This window comes from Limnobacter parvus, assembly GCF_024623725.1.
Taxonomy (GTDB): Bacteria; Pseudomonadota; Gammaproteobacteria; order Burkholderiales; family Burkholderiaceae_B; genus Limnobacter; species Limnobacter parvus.
Genome location: NZ_JANKHG010000018.1, coordinates 399,139 through 418,970, shown reverse-complemented (window position 1 = coordinate 418,970; position 19,832 = coordinate 399,139). Strand labels below are relative to the sequence as shown.

Genomic DNA, 19,832 nt, shown 5'->3' with positions numbered 1-19,832 from the left:
AAACAGGTGGAAAACGCCCCAAACACAACGGAGCAAGCCATTGTTGGGTGCATTTCAATGCGCCACTATAGCAAGCCTGAACGGGGGAAAACATTTTTCTGAAGGGGAAAGAGGGCTGATATTTAACAAATGATTGCGCCTGCTTGCCTTGATAATGAAGAAAATCAAATAGAAAGGCTTGGGTATGGACAATCGGAAAATTTTTGTGACGCAGCCTGCGCTGCCGCCACTCGCGGAGTTCATTCCCTACCTGGAACAGATTTGGGACAGCAAAACCCTGACCAACAATGGCCCCTTTCACCAGCAACTTGAAAAAGCGCTGTGTGAATATTTGGGTGTGCCACACCTCGCCCTGTTCTGCAACGGCACCATTGCCCTGATGACCGCCTTGAAAGCCCTGCGCATTCAAGGCGAAGTCATCACCACCCCCTATTCTTTCGTGTGCACCAGCCATTCCTTGTTGTGGAATGACCTGGAACCGGTGTTTGTCGATGTCGACCCGGTGACCCTGAACCTGGACCCCCGCCGAATTGAAGAAGCCATTACCCCGAAAACCAGTGCAATTTTGCCAGTGCATTGCTATGGCCTGCCCACCAACACAGAGGAAATTCAGCGTATTGCCGATGTGTATGGCCTGAAGGTGATTTACGATGCTGCGCACGCTTTTGGCGTGAAGCAAAACGGCGAGAGCATTTTGAATGCGGGCGATTTGTCGGTGCTTAGCCTGCACGCCACCAAGGTGTTCAACACCTTTGAAGGCGGCGCAATTATTTGCAAAGATGCAAAAACCAAACAGCGCATTGATTACCTGAAGAACTTCGGCTTCGCCGATGAAGTCACCGTGATGGCCCCCGGCATCAACGGCAAGATGAGCGAGCTGAATGCCGCCATGGGCATGTTGCAATTGAAATATGTGGATGAATCGATTGCCAAACGCCGTCACATTCAAGCCCTGTACCGCGAACTGCTGGCCAACGTACCCGGGATTGAACACATGGCTGTGCCAGAAAACGTAGAATGGAATGCCGCTTACTTTCCGATTTTTGTGAATGCGCATTACCCGATTTCACGCGATGCGCTGTACACAAGGCTACAAGAACACGGCGTGAACGGCCGCCGATACTTCTTCCCGCTGATTAGCAGCATGCCCATGTACCGCGGCCTGCCCTCGGCAGCACCAAAGCGCTTGCCCAATGCTCACAAAGCCGCAGAGCAAGTGCTTTGCCTGCCGATTTACCCCGACCTGGCACTTGAAGACGTGGCCCGTATTTGCGTGATCATCGATGAGGCCAGCCGTGGCTAAAGTGCTGTTGGTTGACACCAATTTCTCATCAGGCCCCATTCTGAATTACCTGCGTAATGCCGGCCACACGGTGTTGTTCGCAGGCGGCAAGCCGACTGATTTTTTGGCCAAGGCCACGCCTGGTTACCACCCATTGGATTATTCAAACCCGGCTGCGCTGGCCGATTTGTGCACCGTGCAGGGCATCGAATACCTGGTGCCCGGCTGCAACGACCGCTCCTATTATTCGTGTGCCGAGGTTTCAGAAACCCTGCATTTTCCGGGCATAGACCGACTGGAAGCCACAGAAACAATCAATCACAAACAGAAATTCAGAAGCTACGCGCAGCGTGAAGGCTTGTCGGTGCCGCGTGTGTTCGGCAATGATGAAACACCCGCCTGCGCGGTGATTGTAAAACCCGTCGACGCCTACAGCGGCCGTGGCATTGCTGTGGTTCAAGCGGGCGAAGGTGGACAATTGCGAGCAGCCGTTGCAGCTGCCAAAGCGGAATCGAAAAGCGGCGACTGCCTGGTCGAAGAATACGTTGAAGGCCAGTTGTACAGCCATTCGGCATTCGTGGTGAATGGCCGTATGGTGCAAGACTTCATCGTGATTGAACATGGTTCAGCCAATCGCTTTGTGGTCGACACCAGCCACCTGGCCATCGACTTCCCGATGGAAGTACATACCCGTGTTCGCCGTGAAATTGAACACCTGGCGCAAAGCCTGCGCCTGTGTGATGGTTTGGTACACACGCAGTTTTTATTGCGAGGCGACAAATTCTGGCTGGTTGAAATTACCCGCCGCTGCCCCGGCGACTTGTACAGCCAACTGATCGAGCTTTCCACTGGCTTTCCGTATGTGGCCAGTTATGCAAAAGGTTTTTTGGGGCAAAGGGCGGTTTCTGGGCCGTTGAAGCAACAATTCATTTTGCGCCACACCCTGACCCTGCCACACGAAGGGCTGTTGCAGCACCTGCACTTTCATTACCCTGTTCACATGGAACGCTGGGTGCCGATTGCCAGCACGGGCGACTTGATCGCCCCAAGCCCGGCGGGTCGAATGGCCCTGCTGTTTGCACGCTGCACGAATGCAGCCGAACTGCAAACCCTGGCCAGCCACGCCACACAGCGTCGGCTTTACTCCTTCAATGGTTGAAGCCGCATGCAAAGGAAATCGAACATGAACAAACCCATCAAAGTTGCAATGATTGGCGGCGGCGTGAATTCCGCCGTGGGCCGCGTGCATGAAATCGCCATGAAAATGGACAATGAATTTGAACTGGTGGCGGGCTGCTTCAGCCGCAGCCCGGAATTCAATGCTGAATCGGGTCGTCAATACAATGTGCCTGCGCACAAGCTGTACCCCAGTGCAGAGGCGCTGATTGATGCAGTGGCCAGCGAAGTGGATGCGGTGGTGATTGCCACGCCAATCAAGTCGCATGCGCAGTACATTCACTTGGCACTCGACCACAATTTGCGCGTTATTTCTGACAAGCCACTGCTGGCCAATGTGCAGGAATGCAAAGAACTTTTGGCCCGCGTAAAGCCTGACAACACTCAGGTGTTCTCGATTTTCAATTACACCGGCTACCCGGCTGTGCGCGAGATGAAACGCCGCGTGGAAAGCGGCGCGATTGGCCACGTGTTCAAAGTGATGGTGGAAATGCCGCAAGATTCTTATATGCGCTTGACCAACCAAAACAAAACCCACGCCATTCAGGCTTGGCGGCTTGAAGATGGCGAAATCAGCTGTGTGTCGCTTGATCTGTTCGTGCACTTGCACAGCCTGGTGAACTTCGTGTGCGGCAACACGCCACACACCGTGAATGCATGGCAGCGCGCCATCACCAACGTGGCCCCCGGGCTGATCGACGAAGTGGATGCTGTCATTCGATACAGCGACAACCTGGTGGTGAACGCCTGGTATGGCAAAGCCGTGCTGGGCTACCGCAATGGTTTGCGCATACGTGTATTTGGTACCAAGGGCAGTTTGCAATGGCACCAGGAAAGCCCGGAAATTATTGAAGCTGCCGACGAAGCTGGCAACAAAATGCTGCTGGACCGAATTTCAACTGGCAGCGACATTACCGCTCAACCGCGCTATAACCGCTTTAAAGCAGGCCACCCTTCCGGCTTTATCGAAGCGTTTGCGAACTACTACGCCGACATTGCGCAAGCCATGCGCGATGAAAAATTGAACACCTACACATTGTCCACCGGCGTTGCGGCTGAAGGCTTGGCACTGAGCCAGGCAATTGCGCAGTCGTCTGCAAGCGGACAAGCAGTTGAACTTGGATTGTGAGAGTTTTGTACCCATGAGCACACCCAGCCTGGAAGAACAACTTCAACCGGTATTTGATGAAATCGATGGCAAACTTCAAGCCATTGAAAGTGGCGTGTACCTGCAACGGCAAAGCCCTGAATTAACCATCAACCAGCTTGCAGTGTTGGTGAATGAATGCCAGAACAAGCCCTATGCCAACTTGATGCAACTGGGCGTTCAAGGAACCACTGAACTGTGTACTCGGTTTGCTGCGCTGTATGTGAATGTGCTGACCGACCTGAAACACACCCTGAGCTTGAACAGCGTGCTGGTACTCACCAAGCAAAAGCGCTTCATGAGCCATGTGTTTGAGGTATCGGGTTACAACAGCAACCGCGCGGTGCTTAAGCTGCTGCTGAACAAAGCGCATGAGAAAAAAACCAAGAATTTGAGCGAGAATGCGGCCATGGTGCGCGCCCTGCTTTTGGCGGGCGTGGGCGATCTTGAACCTGGCGACCTGGTTGAATTGACCCTTGAAAATTCTGAGACTGCAGCCTTGCTGGCCATTGGTTTGTTGCTGGACCGCTTGCCCCTGACTGTAACTGGCGATGCAGGCCGCACATTCCTGCTGGAAGAATACAACCCCTACGATGCACTGCGCCCGCTTGAACAATACCGGGCACTGATTTCGAATATCTGGATGCTGTGCAGCTACAGCACATCGCCGCGCAAGCACGACATCAAGAAGCACCTGAACAACTGGTTTAAACGCGTTCACAAGGTTAAAGGCATTCAGGCCAAAGCAGTGGGCAGCGTGAAGCATGCGGGCAACACCCACAACAAACCAGTGATGGCGGTGATCGCAGAAACCTTTAAATCGGTGCACGCCATGTACCGTTGGTATGCGCCCATGATCAAAGAATTGCGGCGCGACTATTACATGGTCATGGTGTCGATGAAAGGCGATGTGGATGAACAATCCATCGGTCTGTTCGATGAATTCATTGAAGTGCCCGAAGAAGAAATGAACCTGCAAAGCGTGTTGAACAGCTGCACACCCAACATTGCCTGGTTCATGAGTGTGGGCATGCGCTCTTGGGGTATTTCGCTGGCTAACTTGCGCTGGGCCAGTTTGCAAGCCATGAGCTTTGGGCACCCCGCCACCAGCCACAGCACGGAAATGGATGTGGTGTTTGCAACACCCAATGTCTATGGCGGCGAAGGCGTGGTTTCAGAAAACATGTTGCTGTTGAACAGCCGCGTCAGCAACGTGGCCGAAGCCCACAAAGACCTGAAGCTTCCGCCCCCTGCCGTGCTGGATGATTCAGTTGTTTGCATTGCAGTGCCTTGTAACGCCATGAAAATCAATTTGGGTTTTGTCAGCGCCTTGAAGGAAATTGAACGCTTGTCTGCAAAGCCGGTGCGCTTCATGTTCTTCCCCAATGAATATGGTGTAGGGCATTTGTCCACCGAAAAACGTTTGCACAGCTATTTCCCCACCGCCGTGGTGGCACGCCGCACAGGCTATGAAGCGTATTTGAATTTACTGAACCAAAACCACCTGGCCCTTAGCCCCTTTCCGTTTGGCAATGCAACCAGCACAGTAGACTGCATGGTGCTGGGGCTGCCAGTAGTCAGCATGATTGGAAAGGAACCCCATTCGCGCAGCGATTTCGACATACTCGATTCATTGGGACTGGCTGAATTCTGCGTGGCCGATTCAATTGAAAATTATGTGAGTGGCGTGGTGCGTTACATCAATGAACCCGGTTTGCTACAAGAACTGCGTGCCATGGTGAATTCAAAAAACTTCATGCAGGAACACACAGTGGTAGACAATGAATTTTCAACCGAAATGTGCGCAGCACTGAATTGGGCCTACCAGCACATGGACGAAGTGAAAGGCCCGAGGGGCCTGGTATTGGAGGGCATGGGAAGGTGGCAGGCATGATGATCAAATCGCACATTGTTGACGACCTGTATTTCGAAATTCCGGAATCACTGGAAAAGATTTACACCCGATTTGAACCCTTGAGCACCCAAGTGGTTTGCGAACACTTGCGGCCCGGCGACACTTTTCTGGACATTGGTGCCAATTTTGGTTATTTCTCGCTGTTGGCCGCACACAAAGTGGGGCCCGGCGGGCGAGTGATTGCAGTTGAAGCATCGCCCGATGTGCTGCCCCACTTGAAGAAAAACCTTGCGGCATTTGCAAACACCGAGCTGGTGCATGCAGCTGTTGGCAAAGAACAGGGCACCACCGAATTTTTTCTGACCGAGGATTTCGTGAACTCGGGTGTATCGCAAAGCCCATTTCAAAAAAATGCTCGAAAAATTTCTGTGGCCCTGAACACCATCGACAACTTGCTGGCTGCGCGCGGTGCGGGCAAAGACATGGTGCAGTTCATCAAATGCGACGTTCAGGGCGATGAAATGGCAGTGCTGGAAGGCGCCAGGCAGTCCATTGCAAGCGCCACACGCCTGAAGATGATCATTGAATGGGCACCCGCCTGGATGAAGAAAGCAGGCTATGAACCCACAGAATTTCCTGCATTTCTGGAATCGCTGGGATTCACATCGATTGTGGTGGTTGACGACTACCTGCAAAAAACAATGACAGTGCAAGCCATGGAAGAAGAGTTTCTGAAAGACACCAGCGGGCGGCGGTTTTGCAATGTGCTGGCAATAAAGTAAACAGGCATGATATTATGACCACGCTCACATGACCATGGTCTTACGATGTCAATTCATGTATCAAAATCTCAATTTAAAGCAAAAGCCTTGGAGTTCTTCAGGCAAATAGAATCAACTGGCGAGTCTGTGATCATCACAGACCACGGCATTCCAACCCTTGAGATCAAACCGTTCAAGCAAGCAAACGCTGATCCTTTCGATGCGCTGCGTGACACAGTGCTGCGGTACGATGCGCCCACCGACCCAGTAGGGGAAGACGATTGGGATGCCAACCAATGATTGCAATTGATACCCATGTGTTGGTTTGGCTGGCCACAGGCACACGCCAACTGATCAGCAAAAAAGCAATGAAACGGATTGGCGAAGAATTGGAACGCGGCGAAGTGTGGGTTTCAACAATTAGTGCATGGGAAATCGCCATGCTGGTCGAACGAGAGCGCTTGGTACTTTCGCTTGATGTGGAGTCGTGGCTCAACAAAATAAATCAAATCAACGCAATCCGTTTTCAACCTGTCAGCAATAAAATTGCGATTGAAAGCGTTCGCCTTCCTGGCGAATTTCACAGAGACCCCGCCGACAGGTTAATCGTTGCTACAGCGCGCACCATGGGTTTGGCCTTGATTACGGCCGATGAAAAAATTCAAGCCTATCCGCATGTGAACACAATATGGTAGGAGTGGTTTTATTTCCACCCCTGCAACCACTGCGCTTCGTCTTGCAAATCGCGCCAATGAATAATTTGAGTTCGGCCTGAATGCACTGCTTCCAGCTCAACCTGCTCCACCAGTAGCTCGGCACTTTCTGGCTGCACCACACTGCGAACCAGAAAATGCTTTTCCTTGTTCACCGGCTTTACCGCAGTCCACTTGCTCAGCAACAACTTTTTCGGGTTCAAGCGGCGCATGGTTTACTTTCCCTGCGGTGAAAGCTCGATTTTGTTCATGTCGAATCCACGCGCTTTCAAGCGAGCAAGCAGGGCATCGTATTTGGCTTGCTCCACTTGCTGCGTACGAGCCAACACCCACAAATACTCACGGCTGGGTTCGCTGACCGCAACCAATTCATATTCCTTGTCCAAATCGATAACCCAATAATCGCCCCACACCATAGGCAGCCAGCTTAGCCAGGCAGGTGCAAACCGCACCTCAAACTTTGGTGAATTGGCACCGCCGACCTGGCGGGCCTGGCCTTCGGCTTCATCCATTTCACCGCTGGCCAATTGGCAGCGGTTCAAGACTTTCACCTTGCCATCGCTGCGCATGGAATATTCCGCGCTGGTGTTGCCCACACATTGTTTTTGAAAGCGGTTGGGATACTTCGCAATTTCATGCCAAGTGCCCATGTAGCGGGGTACATCAAGCGATTGGATGGTTTGCAGGGGCTGGCTGGCATCGGCAAGCACATGGCTTCCAAACATGGGCGTTACAAGCACTACAGCAGCACTCAACAGCATTTTATTCAAGAAAAATTTCATCACCAAGCCTTCAAAATTTGTCACCAATTCATGTGATATCGGGAGCAGCGGCGGGTTTTCCGGTTTATTCACGCCTTGCTTATTTCACCGCAGTGGAATGATGTACCACAACCTCGTCCAGCAAAAAGCCCTAGCTGATCAGCATAACGCATCAACAACAATTAAAAGGCAAGCTCCATGACCCTCAAGGACAAACATCTATTTAACGCCAGCTTACTTCTTGCAGGCGCATTGGCACTGTGTGGTCCCGCACACGCACAAGAAGTACCAGCAGTTTCCCCCACGCTGAAAAAGATGCTTGGCGCCTTGCCGCTGGCCGAAGCCAAAGAACAACTTCAAGGCATGGTTGGTGACTTGAAAAAAACCAGTTGTGGTGGTGGCCTGAAGGGCTGTTACTTCACGGAAAAAGGTCCAGTTCAACTTTACTTTTTCACCAGCAACACCGCGCAGCAAACCTTCTTTGTGGTCGTCGACAAATCATTCCCCATGCCCAAGCTGCTGAAAGAGAATGTTCAGAAAATGATGGGCAACACAGTGCTTAGCTCGCCCATCATTTCCATTTCGACCAGCGACTTTGAACTGGAAACCGTAAAAATGCCGCCTGACCTGCAAAAACTGGTGCGGGAAAAATACTTCAACGTGAATTCGCTGGCCTTCTCCAGTGGTGTGCAATTGGCTGCACGGGCCGACCTGGGTGGCCCCGTTAAAGCCGCCATGCAAAGTTTGGGCGTGCAAGGCAGTGATGTAACCATGCGCGCTGCAGTGGTCATGCCTATACCGACCGATCTGGCGGGTGGCGCGGGTACAGGTGCTGGTATGGCCGACGCAGTAAGCCACGGCGACACCATGAAGAAAGCGGGGGCTGATGCCCTGTCGCCCGAAGCATTCATTGAACTGCAGTTTGCGCCAAATGCAAGAATATCGCTGAGGCAACCAGAAATGGATTTGACCGACGCCACCTTCTTTTTGAACAACGCTTTAACTTTCGGTTACAAGGGCAATGCAATTTATCGCGCTGTACCCAATAAGAAAATCATTACGCAGTTTCAAACACCGCTGAGCCCCGCAGGCGCAATTGATTTTCTTGATTTCTCCTTCCGCATGGCCACGCCACCTGCATTCACAATGGAAGACCAAGCCCGCGTGATGATTGCCATGGCCACACCCGACCCGCGCCTTGCGCAATACGGCGGTGGTTTTATTCGCAACATTGAATCTTACAAAAATACGCTACTCACGGTGACCAAGCCACTTTCAGTGTTTCAGGTGCGCAACCCCAACCCACCCAATGAATACAGGTTTGGCGACAACACCAAACCCTTCCCCACCGACCCCAACAAATTCAACATCACTGTACTGGGCCCCTTGACCGATGGTGGCCCGTGGATGCGCGTGGCAGGTGATGCTTACATTCTTGGTCAAAAGATGGGATGGATGGATGCGTCTGCCGGCAAAGATGGCCTGCACGGCGTGGCCGGTGAAATGATTGACCTGAAACTGGGCCCATTGGGCCGCGTGAAAGTGAAGATGGAAGCCCTGGCCGACGTGGATCAGCGTTCACAGGAAATCAGCATGCGTGGCAACTTTGTGGGTCAGGCTGTGAACGTGGTGCTAAGCGGAAATACATTGAGTATTGAAGTGCCGCCCAGCTGTGTGAACCCATTTGAAATTAAAACAAGCGTGGCCATTGAAGCCAGCACCAACATTGCCACCGTGTTTGAAGGGCAAGGCGGTGCCAACGTGGACCCATCCAAAATACAAGGCTGTATTGGCGCGCAGCTTGAGGCCGCTTACAAGAAAATTGCAGGTGAATACAAAAACCTGAGTGGCTACACCGCCAGTGCGGCAAACGCTGAACTGAAGAAAATTGCCAATGCAGCAGCTGCCGCAGAAGCAGAGGCCAAAAAACAGGCCGAAGCAGCCGAACGGGAATACAACAAAGCGAAAGACGCAGCGCGCAATGTGGCCAGCACAAGTACGAACTCGGTGAATAAAGCCTTCAACGACGCAGGCAATGCATTCAAAAAATTGGGGAAAAAGAAGAAACACAAGCCTGCACCCGATCCCCGCTTTGCAGCCTCAGTGTTCGACTGGGACTTTTACTATGACAACAATCCAGACGTGGTGAAAGCCAAAGTTGACTTGGCCACCCACTGGGCCGACAGCGGATTTGAAAAAGGTCGCCAGGGCAGCCCGGAATTCGGCGCCTCGTTTTACTGGCACCGCTACACCGACGTGCAACAGCTTTGCAAACTGGGTGATCGCCTTTGTGTAACCAACCATTGGCTGAATTACGGTATAGAGCAGGGTCGCCAGGGCAGCCCCAACTTTAGCCTTTACAGCTACATGAACCGTTACTCTGATTTACGCAGGGTATTTGGTGAAGAAAACTACGAAACTGCAATTACCCACTGGTTTGACAACGGCGAAGAACTGGAGGGTCGCGATGCCTCACCGACTTCCACTGCCAAAGCAACCGTGTCTGGCCCAGCCCGGGTTGGTGGCGGTGGTGGCGGTTTCTGGAGCGACATGGCCACCTGCAAAAACCAGCACGTGACCGGCTTCCGGATTGGCGCTGGCCGCTTGGTAGACCGGGTGCAATTCAAGTACCCCAACGGCTGGGCACCTCGCCAGGGCGGTGGCGATGGGTGGCAAGCGGATGTAAACCTGCCCAAAGGCCAATACATTGTGCGAGTTGATTACCGCAATGGCAGCATGGTGGATCAGGTCAGCTTTACCACCAACACGGGCGTGAAGTACGGCCCCTATGGTGGCGGTGGTGGTAGCCCTGGCACCTACCTGGTTACACCGGGCGAGAAATTGGGCTGCATGCGCGGCCGTGCAGGGTCATCCATGGACCGGCTTACCTTTACATCCACAGGGCCACGTTAAATCATGAGTAAATTGATTCACACAGCACGCCTCGGCAAACTGGCCGCGGCCATGGCATTGGCGGTTTGCACCCTGCAGCCAGGTATGGCTGCACAAGAAAACACCGCAAGATCATTCATTGACATGGTGAAAGAGGTTCCACTGGTGCCCACCACTATGCGCGATTCAGACATGCTGACCAAAGTGACAGAGGCAGTGAAACACATCAAACGCCTTGAGCTAAGCGAAGCACATTTTGCCGTGAATGAAGCCCTGCGGCTTGACCCGCGCAATTCGCATTTGCACTTTCTGAATGGCTTTGTGTACCACCTGCAAGCCCGCCAGGGCGACACGCAAAAAGGCGAAATGGCCCAAGAAGGTTACGAGCAGGCCCTTCGCATTGACCCAAGCAACTGGATTGCGCAGGAATTTCTGGGCCTGGCCCACATGGATTTGAAACAGTTTGACAAAGCCAAGCGTGCGTTCTCGGAAGTGTTGTTGTTAACGCCCGACAGTGCGGTGTCCATCTATGGATTGATGGTGACTTCGTATGTCACCGGCGATGCGAAAACTGCCTGCGCCATGGCCACTCAGTTCAGAAAAGTTTCAGCGACGCTTTCACACGGATTCATTCGTTCAAGCATTGCGGTGTACGCTTCATGCGCCGATTTTGAACGCGCTGGTGTAATGCGGGAAGTGTTGAAAGGCCTGAACAATGCCGGGCCTGAGGTGGAGCGCGCCGACCGCCGCGTGGCACAGTGGAAAAATTTTTACAGCAAGCCAGCAGTGTTCAAACCAGGCAATGATCAACTCGCCCAGGCTTTTGATGTGCCTGTGGTGCCGTTCCCAAATCCACCACAAGGTGGCTCGGAATCTGAACCTGAGTCTGCGCCTGAATCAGCGCCAGAAAGTGCCCCAGCGGTTGCAGGGTCCAGCAGCGGCCCACGCATGTTGTTGATTGACGTGGTGTTGCTGTCGACTCAAGAATTGATTTCAACATCCAAGGGTGTGAACTTGCTGAATGCGCTAACCCTGCAACTGGGCAATGTGGCTGGCAACGTGGCCGCCTATTCGCGCGTGAACAATTCCAATGTGGCCAACGGCGGCCCGGCCGATGTCAGCACCGCCATTACACGGGCAGTGACCATTCCCGCCTTGTCGTATTCGCTCAATATTGCGAATGCCAACAGCTCGCTGAATGAGGTGTTGGCCCGCCCCACCCTGGCCGCGATTGAAGGCTTGCCCTCGGAATTTTTCTCGGGCATTAACTTGAGCGCTGGCTTTGTTTCAACCAGCGTGCAAGGTGGTACCACCGTGGTGCCGCTGGAAAAAAGAGTGGGCATTAAGCTGGCCGTAACACCTGTATTTTTGCCAGAGGGAAAAATTCAGTTGAAAGTGGAGGCCCAGCGCACCAACCTGAATGCCACCACCGAAAACCCGCGTGTGGCCTACCAAATTGAAATTGGTGAAACCACCGCCAACGCCAATGTGGTGATGAACCTGGGCGACACACTGGTGCTGAGCGGCCTGAGTGAAAAATCAAGTGCCAACAACAGAGACGGCGTTCCTGGCTTGCAAGATGTACCAGGCCTGCAGTACCTTTTCTCAAACAAACGCACCAATGATTTACAACGCTCTGTGTTGATTCTGGTTACACCCAGGTCGCCTGTACAAGTATCTAGCGCAGCACAAACTGAAGCCGAGTCGATGGACCAACGCATGAAAATGCTGCGCGAAAAGTTTGGATTTTCAAACAGTATGCCGGGCAATATTGAAGCGGTGATGACGCAGTTGGATTCCAACGACTTCTTCCGCGAATTCCGGCAGGGCGATGTGTCAATGGAACGCTGGGAAAGGATGAGGACCACTGGCGACCGTTTAAAAGAGGCGCTGGAGTTTTTGTACTACTAGGTAAGTGGCTGTTTTGCCAAAGCAGCCAAATCTTGCCATGGGGTAATACTCCAATGGCTACGCGCCAGGCCCGAGGGTGAAGGCAACACAAACAACACAGTGTTGCCAATTTTCTCGTCTTGCAGACCACATTGAACTTTGCCGCACAGATATTCTTGCCCTGCCCGCTTGCTGGTGAAGGCCAGTATTTTCGGCGCGTGCTGCAAAATTTTTGCGCGTAGTTCATCGCGACCAAAATCGGTTTTCTTCAACACGCTGTCGGCGCCGTACACATGTTTGGCCAGGTCGGTCAGCCCTAGCTTATATCGAGTGATGCTGGAGAAATTTTCTGCTGAAATTCGGTGGGGGGTTAAACCGACTTCAAACAAAGTGGGCCAAAAAGCATTGCCCGCGTTGGCGTAGTACGCACCACGTTGGGCCGACACAGTGCCGGGTGCGGTGCCGCAAAATACGATGTTTAAATGTGGCGCAAGAAGATCGGGGAGGATAGCGGGAGGTGAAAGATCCACAGCGGGATTAGTTCCAGATCAATTCATACTGACTCTGCACAAACCCAAATTCAAACGCTTTGGTGCTTTTGTGCAGTAGCTTCACATCCTTTGGTAATGGGCCGAATAGCGGCTTGCCTTCGCCCAACAAAACAGGAATGGTGGTGATTGTAATGCTGTTGACCAGCCCTGTCGCCAAAAAGCTTTGAATGGTTTGGCCACCGTCCAGGTACACCTTTTTTACCCCCTGCTTACCCAGCCTCTCAATTAAGGCAGCCGGTGCTTCAGTGCTGACCGAAACGCTGGACGGAACGGTGGGCGGCAAGGCTACTCCATTTCTGCTCATAACAATCACCGGAGTTGAACCATAGGGCCAAGGGGTGAAAGTAAGCACTTGCTCGAAGGTGTTGCGGCCCATCACAAGCACATCCACATCGGCCATGAATTTGCCATAGCCACAGTCCTCGCCGGGGGGCACCACTTGGTTGGCCTGGTTTAACCAATCAATGCTGCCATCTTTACGTGCAATGAAGCCATCCAGGCTTGTGGCGATGAATACCTCACATTGGGTTGTCATAGTTCGCGTTCTTCTAGTTGTTTTTCACAAGCCGAATGTCTATTTCGCGCTCCACATACTTCCACTCTTCCGAAGCCCGAAGTTTCACCAGCAGTTCATCGAATGCAGCCGTGTGCTCGGGTGCAAATTCAAACCATGTCAGAAAATCAAAGGGCTCACCAAGATCGCGGGAATGATGCAACTGCCTGGCAATTTCCGGAAGGTAAGCCAGTCCAATTTCAGTGTGATGCGATTGAGCCTCGAAGATTGCACGCCGCTCGTCTTGCGACAAGGCCCACCACTCTGGGCTTTTCTTGATCGGAATAAGGGCTGCACATGTTGAAGTGGGGCGATTCAAACCCTCTTGCCTGGCACGCAATTGCGCAATTTCATGTCGCTCGGCATAGCGCACATTGCTGGTAAATCCTTGAAGCACCCAAGTGCCACGTTGGGTCAGCTGGCTTGCTGGGGCATTCACCACGTTCAACTTTTGCACCGGCTCAATAGGCTCGCCAATAACCGCTTCGCAACGGTTAACCTGCCATTGGCCTTCGAAGCCGCCGATGAATGAGTAGTGGTTGTTCATGTGGGGAAAGGAGTATAGGTTTCTACTACCAATATCCCAGCTTAGTCCCACATGGTCAAGTGGCTGCCGTACCCTTAACCCACGCTGCCGGTGATCGGCAACACAATGCCAGTGATGTAGCTGGAGCACGCCGCCGAAGCAAGAAACACATACGCGGGCGAAATTTCTTCAGGCTGTGCAGGCCTGCGGTAATCAGATTGTGAACCAAACTGTTCGATCTCCGGACCTGATTTATCAGCAGGGTTCAGCGGCGTCCACACTGGGCCGGGGGCCACTGCGTTCACGCGAATGCCCTGGTCCAGCACATTGCTGGCCAGCGCCATGGTGAAGGCATGAATGGCACCTTTGGTGGTTGAATAATCCAGCAACTTTTCACTGCCTTTTAAACCAGTCACCGAGCCGGTGTTGATTATGGCTGAACCCCGCTTCATATTGGGCAGTGCTGCTTTTGCCATGTGGAAGTAGCCATACACATTGGTTTTCATTGTTTCATCAAAGCGTTCTTCGGTTAGATCGCCCAATGAATCGGCGTGCATTTGAAATGCTGCGTTGTTGACCAATACATCAAGCTTGCCGAAAGCTTTCACGGCCTTCGCAACGGCCTTCCGACAAAACGCAGCGTCTTTCACATCGCCGGGCAGTAACAAACATTGTCGCCCTTCTGCCTCTACATGGCGCCGTGTTTCCTTTGCATCCGAATTTTCACTCAGGTAAACAATTGCCACATCAGCACCTTCACGCGCAAATAACACCGCCACTGCGCGGCCAATGCCCGAATCGCCGCCTGTAATAATTGCTTTCATGCCTTCCAGTTTGCCGCTGCCTTTGTAGCCTTTGGCCAGAAACTTCGGTGCAAGATCCAAGTCAGCTTCCGTGCCGGGCTTTTTCAAATGGTTGCGCGACATGGGCGGCGCGGGTTGTTTCTTGCTGCTGGTTTGCACTGCTGGCTTGGCTTTGCTCGTGGTTTTTTTCGACTTGGCTTTGTCTTTTGAATCTTGGTCGCGCTGAATTTTTTGTTGTTTGCTTACTGTGGTGGAAGTGGCCATGCGTATCTCCATTGGTTGAGCTTTTGGAAGGCTTAATCTCTGGGAACGTCCAGTGAACTACCAGCATTTGGTGACGCGTCGCTGTACACGCCGATTCCCAGCCTTGAGACCAACTCGCCGCCCCACCAGGCTGTGACCAATGCCAAGGCCACCCCGGCGAAAGACCAGGCCATTGCGGTGGCAGTGGGCAGGGTATCGGCTTCCCGCAAATACCAACTTACAATAAACAAAACAGAAACTACAGCGTTACCTACCCCGTGCATCAGCCCTATTCGTTTGGCGCGGGTGTCGGGTGGAATTTTTGAATAATCCATCATGCCGAAAGGGATGGCGAACATGGCGCCAACCAAACCGGCTGTAAGCATCCAGTACGAGACGATCGCCATTGTGCTCAGTTCTGTAACAAGGTAAATGACATCGAAAATAACCGCAGTGCCCAACAAGCCCAGCGGAAAGACAATCAACATTTGATGAATTGGGTGCCCCAAGAATAACGCTTTCGCTTTCATTGCCTTTCCTCATTTTGGTTGGTGATTCCATCATGATTGGCGTCGGCGAGAACGTATGTGGGATTGTGCTGAGTGTGGTGTAAGACAGTGCCTAGGGGTGGGGTGACGACCTAGGGAGCTTCTAATGGGTCAGTTGATGGCTTATGAGAATCCAAACAAAGCCAACAAGGCTATTTACCTTTACTTGCTAGACATTCAATCTGACTTGCTCAGCGATTTACGAACCACCAATGTGCCTGTCCTTCCGGCGAGGCCAGCGCAATAAATAAGGCCACATTCACAAACACCGTTACCCAAAAAACAAACCGGAATGGTGCCTTGCTTGATTTGTGACGAAGCAGGTGTTGCCCGATTAACGCACCAGGCCACCCGCCAAACAAAGAAAGCCAATGCAATGTGCTTTCTGAAGTTCTCCAAGCACCTGTTTTTGCTGCGGACTTGTCCATGGCGTAAATTACAAAGGTGAAAGCACTGACCGTTAAATATACCGCCGCCAGAATCAGCGGTGGTTGCCACAGCAAGCTAACCACACCGAACAAAAAGACAAACGCTGGAATGGCCAGAAAAGACACCGTACCCCAAGACGCCGGCGCAACTTTCTCTTGGCGAAATTGGCTCGCCACAGGGCGAGAAAGGTGTACATTCTTTGCGCGTGGCTTGCCTTCCGGACCCAATTCGATTTCATAAAAAACGCGTTGATTCACCTGCGGGCGAACATTGCGAGCGCTGAACGCCTTGATGTGAACAAACACGTCAGCACCGCCCTGACTTGGCTGAATAAAGCCAAAGCCGCGATCGTCATTCCAGGTTTTCAAAATGCCTTCGATGTGCATATTTTTACAATCTATTAAAGTCGATGGCGACCAGTTTAATTGGCTTTTCCACTCGCTTTAGTCCGAATTTCCAACGCCCTGGCATTGCCCTTCTTGGCATGGTAGCGAACCGCATGGCGAATCAACCATTTCAAGTCAGTTGACGCCCCAGCTTGCAGCCAGCGTTCGCAAATTGAGAAAACCAGTTCCGGGTGGTCTTTGGCAATATCGCCCAGGTGGTTGGCCACACTGCGGCGCACATACAGTTCATTGTCATCTTTCAAATGTTCAAGTATGGGCAGCGTGGGCTGTGGGTTGACCACAAACGATTGAATGCGCTTTCCCCAAGGCAGCTTGGGGCGAGTGCCTTCACTGCACAGCCGCCGCACATGCGGGTTTGGGTCGCTTAACCACTTGCCAACCTGTGCCAGCGTGCGTTCTGGCTGGTGAATCAAAAACGGGCGAATGGCAAATTCGGCGGTGAAGCGCATGGTCAGTTCGCGCAAGGCTTGCGTGGACACATTGAACGGGTCTTCACCGTGGTTGTAACTTGGGTCCAAACCGTAATCGGCAATAAAAACGCTGTGCGGCAAATAGAAAAAACCGGCCACGCCCAACGACCCCACGTCAGCCTCTGCCGGGGTAAACGACTCAATAAGAATAGACACGGCCTGCGTGTAATTGGCAGGCAAAAATTGCCGCAGCGAATTTGCAATGTGCTGGGCACGTTGCATCAGTTCAAGCGGTTCTAAATTGCTTAACGCATGTTTGCAAAATTCATCCGCCGGAAATGCCTTGTGCGCGTAAAGAATGTTTTGCGCAAGGCACTCGATCGAGTCCTGATTCAAAAGAAGTTTAAGCGGCGTGCCCTTTTGAATGGCATTTGGCGCCAGTGGAACAGTGGGCGGACGGAGCTGCATCAGCTTGCAGATTCAAGAATTGTTTTCAAGGTGTGCAAATCGTGTTCAACCGCTTGCGCATCTTCTTCGAATTGCTGTTGCGACATACCCGCCTGCTGAAACAAAGTGAAGGTGAATTCACTGCCCTTGCCATTGGGCACCACACGCATTGGGTTGTGCACCACCACGCCCGATTCAAGCTGCACATCGTGATCGAGAACGCCAAAACTGTTTGCCGGCGCGAACTTGATTTTTACCTTGCCGAAAGGCGCTTGAGCCACCCATGCATCGCCCTGTTTTGTTATTTCAGAACGCGCCAAGCCAGCAGCCCAAAGCGGAAGATTTTCAGGGTTCGAGGCGTAAGCGTATACATCGGCTGGGGTGCGGTTAATGGTTGTGGTGATGTGTTTAACGTTATTCATTTCGTAAGATTACACGAGTGATCTGCCCAATGAAAAGCACGTGGGGTGTAGCGACTTGCCACATTTGTGGCGTTTCGCTACAATTGAAGTAATCACCTTGGAGGAGTTTTACATGGGCACTAGCAGCATTCGCTTGGATCAAGACCTGATCGAAAAAGCAACCATCATGGCCAAGGCGCTTAACCGCACACCCCCCAAGCAAATTGAGCATTGGGCAAAGATCGGTGAAATGATGGAAGACAACCCCGACTTGCCATATGAGTTTGTGAAGCAAGCGATTATCGCGAAAGCGGAACGCGAGGCAGGAAAGTTAGAGAGCTACCATTTTGGTTAAGGCCACCCATGTTTTACAGTCTCCGACCTTTAAGAAAGCTGTAAAAAAGCTGAATACCAATCAGAAACAAGACCTGGACGCAGCCATTAAGGAGCTGATGGTCGACCCCGCCATTGGGGAGCAGAAAAAGGGAGACCTTTCATTTTTGCGAGTACACAAATTCAAGATGAACAAGCAACTGACGTTGCTTGGATATAGTTTTGATGATGGTGCACTCGTTCTAGCACTTCTATCGAGATGTGAAGCGGTAGCTTGCTTGGGTGCACTTTCCCCGACCTGAGACGTTTACTTATTGGCAGGCTTTGGATAATCGTTGAATTTGTCCGGGTCCACACCATGTTCTTCATAGGATGCCAATGTCACATGCATCGTGGTTTCTTCTCATCGGTATCCTGATGTTGAGCAGAGGACTCGGTAGCCGATATCTACAGCGGCTTCCTTTCACCTCGGCAAATGTTTATCTCGCCGTTGGTCTTTTGTTAGGACCGACTGTTCTCAACTTATTTTATTTCGACCCGATCAAGCAATCAGCCCTTCTGGAAACGCTGACGGAGATTGCGGTACTCATCTCCCTGTTTTCGGCCGGCGTCAAAATGCCAGTACCAGTTCAAATTGCGCATTGGCGCGCGCCGCTGCGTCTGGCTTCCATCTCCATGGTGCTCACGGTAACACTCATTGCAGCCTTTGCTTACATCGTACTCGAACTGCCGCTTGGTGCTTGCGTGCTGCTTGGCGCAGTGCTTGCCCCCACCGATCCAGTGTTGGCAGCCGATACTCAGTCCCGCTATGCGGGCGACGAGGATCAACTCCGATTCACACTGACATGCGAAGCCGGTATGAATGACGGCATGGCCTTCCCATTTGTCATGCTTGGCTTAGGGCTGCTTGGCTTGCACGAATTGGGAGACACTGGCTGGCGCTGGCTTGCCGTCGATGTGGTGTGGGCGACCGCTGTTGCGATTGGGATTGGCGTGCTGAGCGGTGTTGCAATCGGAAAGCTCGTGTGGCGGCTTCGCGGTGCCAACGCAGAACACGATGTACTCGATGACCTGGTCGGCTTGGGATTGATTGCGATCGTTTATGGGTTAAGCGAGGCTTTGCATGCTTGGGGGTTTCTCGCTGTGTTTTTCGCTGCCGTTGCGTTGCGCCATACCGAACTCAAGCTTGCAAGCGCCATTGCTGTGAAACCTGAACAACTCGACGCAGGCGATGATGCCGGCGCTGCACCGCGGCCGATTGTGAGCGCCGAAGCATTGGTGTTCAAGGAACATTTAGAGCGGCTGTCAGAGCTAATGCTGGTTCTTCTTGTAGGCGGCATGCTCTTTTTAGATTACTGGAACTGGCAATCGGTCAGCCTCGCGGTATTCGTGTTTGTTGTAGCACGCCCGATAAGTGTTGCCATTGGATTGATCGGCACCCAGACGTCGTGGCGAGTGCGTGGCATTGCAGGATGGTTTGGCGTGCGCGGAATCGGCTCCGTGTATTACTTGATGTATGCGATTCAACACGGTGTTCCAGAAGCACTGGCACGCGAGTTAACGTATCTAACGCTGATTGTCGTTACGCTGTCGATTGTCGTGCACGGCACCAGCGTCAAACCCTTGCTCAATTTGCTATGGGGTCGGCGCGGCGCGTAGCAAGCCCGCCGCTCAGGCGGGCCGATACATCGACAGGCTAGAGTT

22 protein-coding genes are annotated in these 19,832 nt (G+C 52.4%); 12 read left to right on the top strand and 10 right to left on the bottom strand.

Annotated features, from left to right (window positions below):
- The first annotated feature begins 184 nt into the window (after positions 1–184).
- Genes NSP04_RS12410 through NSP04_RS12380 form a run of 7 tightly spaced genes read left to right on the top strand, consistent with a single transcriptional unit; the run spans position 185 to position 6,916 of the window.
- Positions 185–1,303 (top strand): DegT/DnrJ/EryC1/StrS family aminotransferase, encoded by a 1,119-nt coding sequence (locus tag NSP04_RS12410; RefSeq protein WP_257512664.1) that lies wholly within the window; start codon positions 185–187, stop codon positions 1,301–1,303.
- Positions 1,296–2,441 (top strand): ATP-grasp domain-containing protein, encoded by a 1,146-nt coding sequence (locus NSP04_RS12405; RefSeq protein WP_257512663.1) that lies wholly within the window; start codon positions 1,296–1,298, stop codon positions 2,439–2,441. The genes NSP04_RS12410 and NSP04_RS12405 overlap by 8 nt, the downstream gene beginning before the upstream one ends.
- Before the next feature lie 24 nt (positions 2,442–2,465).
- On the top strand, positions 2,466–3,587 hold the full coding sequence (locus tag NSP04_RS12400; protein WP_257512662.1) for a Gfo/Idh/MocA family protein: 1,122 nt from the start codon (positions 2,466–2,468) through the stop codon (positions 3,585–3,587).
- A gap of 13 nt (positions 3,588–3,600) precedes the next feature.
- Positions 3,601–5,499, top strand: a complete 1,899-nt coding sequence (locus tag NSP04_RS12395; RefSeq protein ID WP_257512661.1) for a tetratricopeptide repeat protein — start codon at positions 3,601–3,603, stop codon at positions 5,497–5,499.
- Positions 5,496–6,242 carry an FkbM family methyltransferase gene (locus tag NSP04_RS12390; protein ID WP_257512660.1) on the top strand — a complete coding sequence of 249 codons (747 nt, stop codon included), beginning with the start codon at positions 5,496–5,498 and terminating at the stop codon, positions 6,240–6,242. The genes NSP04_RS12395 and NSP04_RS12390 overlap by 4 nt, the downstream gene beginning before the upstream one ends.
- Positions 6,243–6,287: 45 nt before the next feature.
- Positions 6,288–6,521, top strand: coding sequence for a type II toxin-antitoxin system Phd/YefM family antitoxin (locus NSP04_RS12385; RefSeq protein WP_257512659.1), 234 nt, complete (start codon positions 6,288–6,290; stop codon positions 6,519–6,521).
- Positions 6,518–6,916 carry a type II toxin-antitoxin system VapC family toxin gene (locus NSP04_RS12380; RefSeq protein WP_257512658.1) on the top strand — a complete coding sequence of 133 codons (399 nt, stop codon included), beginning with the start codon at positions 6,518–6,520 and terminating at the stop codon, positions 6,914–6,916. The genes NSP04_RS12385 and NSP04_RS12380 overlap by 4 nt, the downstream gene beginning before the upstream one ends.
- Before the next feature lie 8 nt (positions 6,917–6,924).
- Here the strand turns inward: NSP04_RS12380 and NSP04_RS12375 are convergent, their stop codons facing one another.
- Both NSP04_RS12375 and NSP04_RS12370 read right to left on the bottom strand, forming a co-directional pair.
- Entirely contained in the window at positions 6,925–7,146 is a 222-nt protein-coding gene (locus tag NSP04_RS12375) for a TIGR02450 family Trp-rich protein (protein ID WP_257512657.1), read from the bottom strand.
- Positions 7,147–7,149: 3 nt separating this feature from the next.
- Positions 7,150–7,716: a lipocalin family protein gene (locus NSP04_RS12370; RefSeq protein WP_371825023.1), complete on the bottom strand. Its 567-nt coding sequence runs from the start codon at positions 7,714–7,716 to the stop codon at positions 7,150–7,152.
- 177 nt (positions 7,717–7,893) lie between these two features.
- On the opposite strand from NSP04_RS12370, the gene NSP04_RS12365 reads away from it, so the two are divergent.
- A complete protein-coding gene (locus tag NSP04_RS12365; RefSeq protein ID WP_257512656.1) occupies positions 7,894–10,608 on the top strand; it encodes a jacalin-like lectin in 2,715 nt (904 codons plus the stop codon).
- A gap of 3 nt (positions 10,609–10,611) precedes the next feature.
- Positions 10,612–12,498, top strand: coding sequence for a secretin GspD/PilQ domain-containing protein (locus tag NSP04_RS12360; protein WP_257512655.1), 1,887 nt, complete (start codon positions 10,612–10,614; stop codon positions 12,496–12,498).
- Here NSP04_RS12360 and NSP04_RS12355 read toward each other — a convergent pair.
- The 8 genes from NSP04_RS12355 to NSP04_RS12320 all read right to left on the bottom strand — a co-directional run bounded on the left by NSP04_RS12355 (position 12,495) and on the right by NSP04_RS12320 (position 17,816).
- Positions 12,495–13,007, bottom strand: coding sequence for a mismatch-specific DNA-glycosylase (locus NSP04_RS12355; protein WP_257512654.1), 513 nt, complete (start codon positions 13,005–13,007; stop codon positions 12,495–12,497). The two genes, NSP04_RS12360 and NSP04_RS12355, sit on opposite strands and share 4 nt — an antisense overlap.
- Before the next feature lie 7 nt (positions 13,008–13,014).
- Positions 13,015–13,563 (bottom strand): dihydrofolate reductase family protein, encoded by a 549-nt coding sequence (locus NSP04_RS12350; RefSeq protein WP_257512653.1) that lies wholly within the window; start codon positions 13,561–13,563, stop codon positions 13,015–13,017.
- A gap of 13 nt (positions 13,564–13,576) precedes the next feature.
- The gene (locus tag NSP04_RS12345; protein WP_257512652.1) at positions 13,577–14,128 is read right to left on the bottom strand and encodes a chlorite dismutase family protein; all 552 of its coding nucleotides are present in this window, start codon (positions 14,126–14,128) and stop codon (positions 13,577–13,579) included.
- A 74-nt stretch (positions 14,129–14,202) separates the two neighbouring features.
- A complete protein-coding gene (locus NSP04_RS12340; protein WP_257512651.1) occupies positions 14,203–15,174 on the bottom strand; it encodes an SDR family oxidoreductase in 972 nt (323 codons plus the stop codon).
- A 32-nt stretch (positions 15,175–15,206) separates the two neighbouring features.
- Positions 15,207–15,683, bottom strand: a complete 477-nt coding sequence (locus NSP04_RS12335) for a DUF2231 domain-containing protein (protein ID WP_257512650.1) — start codon at positions 15,681–15,683, stop codon at positions 15,207–15,209.
- A 209-nt stretch (positions 15,684–15,892) separates the two neighbouring features.
- The gene (locus tag NSP04_RS12330; RefSeq protein WP_257512649.1) at positions 15,893–16,516 is read right to left on the bottom strand and encodes a cold shock and DUF1294 domain-containing protein; all 624 of its coding nucleotides are present in this window, start codon (positions 16,514–16,516) and stop codon (positions 15,893–15,895) included.
- Between the two features lie 35 nt (positions 16,517–16,551).
- Entirely contained in the window at positions 16,552–17,415 is an 864-nt protein-coding gene (locus NSP04_RS12325) for a DNA alkylation repair protein (RefSeq protein ID WP_257512648.1), read from the bottom strand.
- Positions 17,415–17,816: an SRPBCC family protein gene (locus tag NSP04_RS12320; protein WP_257512647.1), complete on the bottom strand. Its 402-nt coding sequence runs from the start codon at positions 17,814–17,816 to the stop codon at positions 17,415–17,417. The genes NSP04_RS12325 and NSP04_RS12320 overlap by 1 nt, the downstream gene beginning before the upstream one ends.
- 112 nt (positions 17,817–17,928) lie before the next feature.
- Here NSP04_RS12320 and NSP04_RS12315 point away from each other — a divergent pair, with 112 nt between their 5' ends.
- The 3 genes from NSP04_RS12315 (at position 17,929) to NSP04_RS12305 (ending at position 19,787) form a co-directional block, all read left to right on the top strand.
- Complete coding sequence (locus tag NSP04_RS12315; protein ID WP_257512646.1) at positions 17,929–18,150, top strand: TA system antitoxin ParD family protein; 222 nt, start codon at positions 17,929–17,931, stop codon at positions 18,148–18,150.
- Positions 18,143–18,430, top strand: coding sequence for a type II toxin-antitoxin system RelE/ParE family toxin (locus NSP04_RS12310; protein ID WP_257512645.1), 288 nt, complete (start codon positions 18,143–18,145; stop codon positions 18,428–18,430). Before NSP04_RS12315 ends, NSP04_RS12310 begins: the two co-directional genes overlap by 8 nt.
- Before the next feature lie 76 nt (positions 18,431–18,506).
- Complete coding sequence (locus tag NSP04_RS12305; RefSeq protein WP_257512644.1) at positions 18,507–19,787, top strand: cation:proton antiporter; 1,281 nt, start codon at positions 18,507–18,509, stop codon at positions 19,785–19,787.
- The last annotated feature ends 45 nt before the right edge of the window (positions 19,788–19,832 follow it).